Below are 7138 nucleotides of genomic sequence, written 5' to 3'. Positions count from 1 at the left end.
GACTCCGTCAAAATCGCCCAAAAAGCTGGCGAAACCGCCATCTTTTTAAAAGATCAAAACCCAAAAACCTAAAAGACCAAAGACTAAACCAAATTTCCCCGCAGGGGGAGATTTTTTTTTGATTTTTTGCCCGCCTATCAAATATTGATACCCCCCCGTTTTTATAGCCTTAACACCTTTTTTGTAGCCTTTCATGTAATCAGCAACACCCTTTTTATAGCCTTAACACTTTTTTTGTAGCTTTTCACTAGCTTTTAACACCGTTTTTATAGCTTTTAATCACTCAAATACATATCAAAACCCTGCAATCATAGGGTTTATTTTGCCAAGAAAAAACACCACACCGTTTCTGTAGCCTTTACGATCAGCAACACCTTTTCTGTAGCTTTTCACCAAAAATCTTACTAAACCTGACATTAAGCATCTAAAGGCTACAAAAAAGGTGTAAATGACAACAAACAAAAAACAGGTCATATCCTCCTTATCTGCACATCCAAAAGTCATTGCTGTCAGCATCCATATTCACACGCACCCACGCAAAAAGAATCGGTTTCGTTGGGGAATTTCTCACTTTCTAAATATTTACTAAATCTGTAAGATTAAGAGAAACATTTATGACAGGCAAAAGGTGGGTATGATGATGGTCAAAACAATTGCATATGAAGAAGTCGCTAACATGATGAATGAATGGTATGGGGTAATTAAAAAAAGAAAAGTAGACGAAGCGATCCAGTTGAAAGAACAGATTAAAAGAATGCTTCCGCATATGGAACAAAACCAAGACCTGCTCCTGTATTTCAATCTTTTGGACTTTAGAAACAATCTTTTGATAGATGACGCGCAGCGATTAAAAATTAAAAGCCGCACAACCGTCAAACAAGAGGATATTCAAAAAACGGACGACATGATTCAATATTATTTTTACTTTTTCAACGGACAATTTGAGTTCCACAATAAGAATTACATTGATGCCATCAACTTTTACAAAATTGCTGAAGATAAACTAAAGAGAATCCCCGACGAAATTGAGCACGCTGAATTCCACTACAAAATTGCCGTAGCCTATTACCAAATTGACCAACATTTCTTTTCCCTTAGTCATGCTCAAAAAGCACTCGATTCCTTTAAATCCAATGATCAATACACCTACAAACAAATGAATAGTGAAATGATATTAGCATTAAACAAAGTTGACTTGATGCGTTACAAAGAAGCTGACAAACACTATAAACATGTCATTGATAAAGCACAGGAAACAGGCGATTCATACACCGAAAGTTTAGCTCATTTCAATATCGGAATTAGCTACGAAAGACGTGGCTATCTACCAGAAGCAGAAAGTCATCTACTCAAAGCAATTGATATACCAGAACATAGAGAATCGAGAAACACGATCCGCACATATTACATGCTTAGCAAAGTATGTTTTAAATCTGGCAAAACTGATAAAGCTCTTGTCTGGTACAAAAAAGCATGGAATCTAGTAGAGGAAAATAACGAAGATGAATACAGAGCAAAACTCATGATACTAGATGCGCTTTACAACAATAGTCACATAAACAATATTCACCACGCCATGAAGTACCTAGAGAAAAAAAGACTATGGACAGATATAGCCGAATTGTCACGAGAAATAGGCAATCACTTGAAAAATAAAGGGAATATCACGCAAGCCGTTAAATATTATGAACAAGCACTTGTTGCAAAAGACGAAATCATCAAAATGACGGAGGCGTTAGAATGAAATGGATGATCAGCTTATCTCTAATTGCTTTATTAATCACAGGTTTATCAGTTTATTCAAACACTCAAACAGATCAGAAAATCGCTGAAAAAGGTGTGGTAGGCGCTGTGATCAAACATGAAAAAGGATTAGACTCGAGGGCGATGACTTAAAACAAACAATCGCATAACCAACATAAAAACATTTAAACGCCCTGTAAGGCGTTTTTTCTTTGTCTGCATCTTTTTATACATGAACAAAAATAAAAGCGCTCAGAAACGAATCTGAACGCTATCAGAGGTATTTTAAAATAAAACCCTCTCGTTTTTTATAAGTTTTCATTTCATTGTTTGTCTCATAATTAAGTCTACTTGTTTTTGAAAGATTACTACCCCCCTGTTAGCTGGGGGGGGTTCTCGTTTGGCTCTCGGTGATTCGCTTTTCGTTGCCACTAGACGACTGTCGTCGTCTTCCGCTCACACCTTCGCCAAACAAAACAGACGCACAAATATTTCTTTAATCTTACCATTTTTGACTCTTTCATGCCAACGGTACAATGCTTGGCATTCTGCTTTGAACGGAGAAAAAACCCACAGCACCTATTTAGGTGCATAAGTGGGCACTGGTTCCCTAGTGACTCTTTTCGGGCTCTGCCCAAACCCGCCAACGGTCAGCCCGTTGGATCGCAAATATTCAAACCCCCTACCCCCGATCTTCGGGGGATGCCCCTTCGGCGGGCGCAAACAAACGGGGTTTGTTTGAATCAATAGGCTTTGGGTGTGGTGAATGAGTCAACTCCTTAATGCTCACTTTCGTTCCGCTTACCGTTGACTCATGCCGCATGTTTTTCACTCCATTTTTTAAACAGTAACGCTCCTTTTGAGTGCACACATTTCCGAAACAACACAAAACAAACACGAACTTAATTCATCCATTATTGAACCCTTGTTGCGACTGATTTTTTTGCAAAACGTTACCTTTCTTTGTGTGCAGTGCGCTCCTTTTCAAACTCAAAACGTTACCAAACTTTCGTGAAAAAACCCTCGTTGGCTTTTCTAAAAACACGCACATTTTTTGGTGCGTATAACTGGGCACTTTGACAAGTGATTGACAACTGGTCGATCACTTTCCATCACTGATCCGCCAGTGACCGGCTCGTTTTTCAGTAGTGATCAGGAAGTGATCGCCTCAAAAATCGCCACTGCTGCAGGAGTGATTTCCACCACTTCTTTGGGGTCATTTTTTTGCTAGGCTTTGCCTAGTTCCACACCATAAGTGGGGACAAAAACCCCTTATGCCCTTTTTGAAAGAATCCATTGAAACAAAAAGTGGTGTTGCCTTTTGTTCTCGCAAACACCACTCTAACACCTTATTTATCTCCATACTTTTTGCAAGCTTCTTCAAGAACTAAATACTTACAACAACGCTTTGCCAAGCGTTCTCTTTCATTTTCCTCTTCTGGAGAATCGCTTGTCATAAGTCTATACAGTTCACTTGCTGTATTAATTATATCTTCTCTATTTTTCCTAATAAACCTGATCTGTATCTTCAGGAGATTCTTGTATTTTTCGTCTGATTCTCTATCAATATCATAATTAATAATCGCTAAATCATGTATCGGAATCATATTATTGAAGTTTATAGCGCCATATTGACCGCCATCAATCTTCATAAAATCTTTACCATTTTTCATGGTTTTAAATTTCTTTTTAGGAGAAGATAAAGGCGCAAAATATTTAAATGAACTAATTTCAAACAAAATTCCTATGTACTTACGTGCTTTAGCCCCTTTAAAATCCTTTTCCTCAGGAACTGAATTGTCAAAGGTTCTTAAATAATCCACATATGCTTTTTCAACCTCGTAAATTTTGATCTTTGTCATTATTCTAAATTCTCCTAACAAAGAAAAGACGACGATATAAATCGCCGTCTTTTCAGGTCCACTATTTGGCAGGACCTCTCCGCTTTTTTCATTGTCCACTATTTGGTAGGACCTCTCCGCTTTTTTCATTGTCCACTGTTTGGCAGGACCTCTCCGCTGTTTATACTATAATAACAGGGGAAAGAATGAAAATCAAGCAAATTGAGAAAAAAACGGGTATTAATAAAATTCCTCAATTTGATTTTTCTATTCATCATATTCAATATAATCTAAACATGTTAATTCATTTCAAAAAAATCCATCTATATGCTATCTCCAAAACTGCCACCAAGATTTTTTTTGCCCTTCCTTTTCCTCTTGTTTCGTTGATGCAATTAATTTTTTCGTTTCTTGTGTTTCTCTTATGGCCTCTAACAGCTTTTTATCTCTTTCGAGAAGACTACTTTGTATGTATTCTTGCTGTTTTTTCAACTGATCAATTAATTCTTTATTGAATTCCTCTTGTTGTTTTTTAAACTCCTCAAACTCATAAAAAAGCTTATTATAACTATCGTTATGACGTTCATCATCCGTTATATCATTTATATCATCGTCCGTTACGTCTTTCTTCTTAACCCATGATATAACTGCGTTACAAGCCTGTTTCAACGTCATATCTGGATGTTTTTTTATTTCTATAAGGCGTTTCAACACTATAACATCATTGTTAAAGTAACCTCGATGACCGTACTCATTTTTATGAAATTTATAACCAGCCTCATCTAACATGATGCAATATTTCCTTAGCGTGGACTCTTGTATTTTAAGTATGGCAGCTGTATCACTACTGTTATAAACAGTTTGTTCTTGTTTTGTATCGCCTGACATAACACATCACCTCCGTTATAACATTCATTATACAAATAAAAATATCCTGCAAATAAAAAAGAGCCATAACGGCTCATTAAAATTTATAATCTGCATATAAATTAAAATCTTCCCGAAACTCTTAAATGAATAATCCTACGCATTAAATACCCATAAAAGAATAAATAGACCTATCGTAAAATCAATAATTTCAAATGAAATATCGGGAGTTTGAGTATAGAAAAACCAACTAAAAATGAATATAGCACTTATAACACCATAAAAGTATTTAAACATGATTTAAATCTAACAACCCTTCAAACTTATGATTATTAAGTGTATTAAAAAGAGTACAGAAATTATCCTCTGTACTCTTTTTAATACAAATGAAACATCAATCTTGAGATAAATAAATCCAGTTTTTATCGTCGAATTTTTTTATATCATCTGATCCTATATGACGTAACATTCTATTAAAGAAAGTGATGTCATCTTCGTCATCATAATCATATAAACCCTCTTGCACATATTCTTTAATAATAAAATTAGTTAAATCAGTGTTATTAACAAAATCAGAAAAGTAAGACCGCACAAGAATCGAATCATCTTCATTTAATTTTTCATCATTAATAATTGAAATCTTAAAAACATTCAAAATCTCATTAATATCCTCTTCATCCATATAACATAAGGGGTCTAATTTTTTATCTTCTTCTGTCAATGGTTTTCGAGTATCCTCAATTATTACGTAACATAAAATATTATCATTTTTCAACACACGAAAAACTTCTAAATCACGTAATTTTAAAGGTCTATTAAGTGTTATCATGATTTCCCCCCTACTCAAAAATTAACCAAATACTAATTTTGGTAAATTCATTAACTGAGCTATTCCCACACCTACTAGAGATGCTATTGTTACAAGATACCAAGGATTCATTACTATATCAAACCAACTGTATTTAGAAATTTTTTGACGTTCTTTTTCTAATTTTTTCTGTTTATCTAAAGCTTTTTTAAAGTCACTAGTCTTCTTTACATTTTTTTGTACAGATTTAGGGACTCCAGCTGAATTTAGAGTCTTACCGTGACTTTTGCCTCCAGTAACTCTTTCAGCTCCTTTAATCTTTCCTTTTTCAACATGTACATGCCAATCATTATTAACCCCGTCAACATGTGGCTTATCAACACGATATTTCCACCCGGGAGAACCAGGTACTTGTTTCATAGTAGCAGCTTCTGCTTCACCAGTTCCAATACTTAAAAGCATAGTCGAAAATAACAAAGTAAATATCATTGTTAAAATAAAATTCTTTTTCATAAATACCTCCAAATTACATATTATTGTATTATAGTGAAAATAATATATAAATTGAGGATTTATGTATATATCTACATATGAAAATTAAGGTAATTTTAAAGGAAATAGATGGTGAAATTAAATATTACTTTAACAAAGTACAATACTGACATTCATTACTAATAGGTTATATAATTCTTAATACCAACATGCCAACGTGCCATGACCTCAAACGTTTCATTGGCTACCTCATCATCATCTTCTTCAATTCTGACAAGATCCCCGTCCTCGGCATCCGTCAAATTGAGTTCCTTGTGGATCTCCTTCAAGATCCCCCCGTAACCGATTAACCGCCTTGCACTTAATGCATCATCCAAGTAATAGACTGTATCCAAATTCTCCTCAGTCACTTCATTCCCACGTATCACATCCGTATCCTTGACTGGATACTTTGAAATTTCAAGAATCGCTTTCTGTTCTTCTATTGCTTCGCGCACTTCTTTTTCAATCGCTTCCGCATCGATCCCCTTTTTTCCTTTGACCCGCTGCACGTGCACAATCGGTGTGTAATCCAATTTCATTGCCTTCTTCCAAAAACTTGTCCACTCTGCTTGCTTAATATAACTTTTACCAAAGTAATTTCTCTTTACAGGGATAAGCACATGAAAATGTGGGTGATATGTATTTTCTTTATGATTTTTGGTTATCTCTAAAGCTCTAAAAAAACCAAGTGTCCCAGTTTTCACTTTCTTATATTGAAACAGCTTTCTATAACCTTGCATCATATCTGTAATTGTTTGTCTCAATTGATCCCCTTCAACATTTTTAACTGTCAACGTGAGGAATATCCATGCAGGCTTATATTTCCTGTTTGCTTCTTCCACAATCAACTTATTGTGATAAGCAATTTTTAAAGACCTTCGCCATGCACACATAGGGCACAACCTCACTTTACAAAAATAAGCTTGATATAATTTAAGTCTGCCTGTTTCTTTTTCTCTTTTAAACGTAAGATATTCGGCACAATTAGATATCTTCTCTGCCTTTTTTCCGTAGTAAGGCGCACCGATACGCTTTTCAAGCCCTTCATAATGAGATGACATTAGTGAAGATCGCATCTTTTTTCCTTTCCAATCCCGCTTTTTACCTGTTGCGGTTTTGTCATGAAGGATGCTATAATTCGATTCAGATGAATATGTCAAAATAAAAACTCCTTCTGAAGCTAGTTCTCTAGCACTCTATTATTTTTGTTGTGGTGACTTAATAATAGCAGATGGAGTTTTTACCTGTCAAAATGCCTTTAAACCATTGATATCACTGTATGTATTCTATTTTTTCAAAATGACAGTGTTTCTATATGTATCAAGATAAGAAAAGACACGATTCT

9 protein-coding genes are annotated in these 7138 nt (G+C 35.1%); 2 read left to right on the top strand and 7 right to left on the bottom strand.

Translation table 11 applies throughout. The features are described 5' to 3' along the window. Positions 1–45: 45 nt before the first annotated feature. Positions 46–195 (bottom strand): hypothetical protein, encoded by a 150-nt coding sequence (locus NSQ64_RS20935; protein WP_186321786.1) that lies wholly within the window; start codon positions 193–195, stop codon positions 46–48. Positions 196–294: 99 nt separating this feature from the next. Beyond that, on the bottom strand, positions 295–516 hold the full coding sequence (locus NSQ64_RS20930) for a hypothetical protein (protein ID WP_341018486.1): 222 nt from the start codon (positions 514–516) through the stop codon (positions 295–297). Between the two features lie 124 nt (positions 517–640). Between NSQ64_RS20930 and NSQ64_RS20925 the strand changes: the two genes are divergently transcribed. Together NSQ64_RS20925 and NSQ64_RS20920 are read left to right on the top strand one after the other, a co-directional pair. Then, positions 641–1744 (top strand): Rap family tetratricopeptide repeat protein, encoded by a 1104-nt coding sequence (locus tag NSQ64_RS20925; protein WP_341018483.1) that lies wholly within the window; start codon positions 641–643, stop codon positions 1742–1744. Then, positions 1741–1896, top strand: coding sequence for a hypothetical protein (locus NSQ64_RS20920; RefSeq protein WP_305933873.1), 156 nt, complete (start codon positions 1741–1743; stop codon positions 1894–1896). The genes NSQ64_RS20925 and NSQ64_RS20920 overlap by 4 nt, the downstream gene beginning before the upstream one ends. 1196 nt (positions 1897–3092) lie before the next feature. On the opposite strand, the gene NSQ64_RS20915 is transcribed toward NSQ64_RS20920, so the two are convergent. From NSQ64_RS20915 to NSQ64_RS20895, 5 genes are all read right to left on the bottom strand, one after another. Next, positions 3093–3605 (bottom strand): type III toxin-antitoxin system ToxN/AbiQ family toxin, encoded by a 513-nt coding sequence (locus NSQ64_RS20915; RefSeq protein WP_341018481.1) that lies wholly within the window; start codon positions 3603–3605, stop codon positions 3093–3095. 309 nt (positions 3606–3914) lie between these two features. Continuing rightward, positions 3915–4472, bottom strand: a complete 558-nt coding sequence (locus NSQ64_RS20910; RefSeq protein ID WP_341018479.1) for a DUF3967 domain-containing protein — start codon at positions 4470–4472, stop codon at positions 3915–3917. 373 nt (positions 4473–4845) lie between these two features. Next, complete coding sequence (locus tag NSQ64_RS20905) at positions 4846–5280, bottom strand: terpene synthase (protein WP_341018477.1); 435 nt, start codon at positions 5278–5280, stop codon at positions 4846–4848. Positions 5281–5301: 21 nt separating this feature from the next. Then, positions 5302–5772, bottom strand: a complete 471-nt coding sequence (locus NSQ64_RS20900; RefSeq protein ID WP_011116800.1) for a hypothetical protein — start codon at positions 5770–5772, stop codon at positions 5302–5304. A gap of 158 nt (positions 5773–5930) precedes the next feature. Beyond that, positions 5931–6953 carry a protein rep gene (locus NSQ64_RS20895; protein ID WP_341018474.1) on the bottom strand — a complete coding sequence of 341 codons (1023 nt, stop codon included), beginning with the start codon at positions 6951–6953 and terminating at the stop codon, positions 5931–5933. Positions 6954–7138: the final 185 nt, after the last annotated feature.

The organism is Bacillus sp. FSL W8-0183, from assembly GCF_038006825.1.
GTDB lineage: Bacteria > Bacillota > Bacilli > Bacillales > Bacillaceae > Bacillus > Bacillus altitudinis.
The sequence above is the reverse complement of the archived record's forward strand: the minus strand, read 5'-3'. Positions and strand labels throughout refer to the sequence as shown.

Coding starts and splice junctions, on each gene's coding strand:
- NSQ64_RS20935 (WP_186321786.1), bottom strand. CDS start 195: ATGAAAGGCTACAAAAAAGGTGTTAAGGCTATAAAAACGGGGGGGTAT.
- NSQ64_RS20930 (WP_341018486.1), bottom strand. CDS start 516: ATGCTGACAGCAATGACTTTTGGATGTGCAGATAAGGAGGATATGACC.
- NSQ64_RS20925 (WP_341018483.1), top strand. CDS start 641: ATGGTCAAAACAATTGCATATGAAGAAGTCGCTAACATGATGAATGAA.
- NSQ64_RS20920 (WP_305933873.1), top strand. CDS start 1,741: ATGAAATGGATGATCAGCTTATCTCTAATTGCTTTATTAATCACAGGT.
- NSQ64_RS20915 (WP_341018481.1), bottom strand. CDS start 3,605: ATGACAAAGATCAAAATTTACGAGGTTGAAAAAGCATATGTGGATTAT.
- NSQ64_RS20910 (WP_341018479.1), bottom strand. CDS start 4,472: ATGTCAGGCGATACAAAACAAGAACAAACTGTTTATAACAGTAGTGAT.
- NSQ64_RS20905 (WP_341018477.1), bottom strand. CDS start 5,280: ATGATAACACTTAATAGACCTTTAAAATTACGTGATTTAGAAGTTTTT.
- NSQ64_RS20900 (WP_011116800.1), bottom strand. CDS start 5,772: ATGAAAAAGAATTTTATTTTAACAATGATATTTACTTTGTTATTTTCG.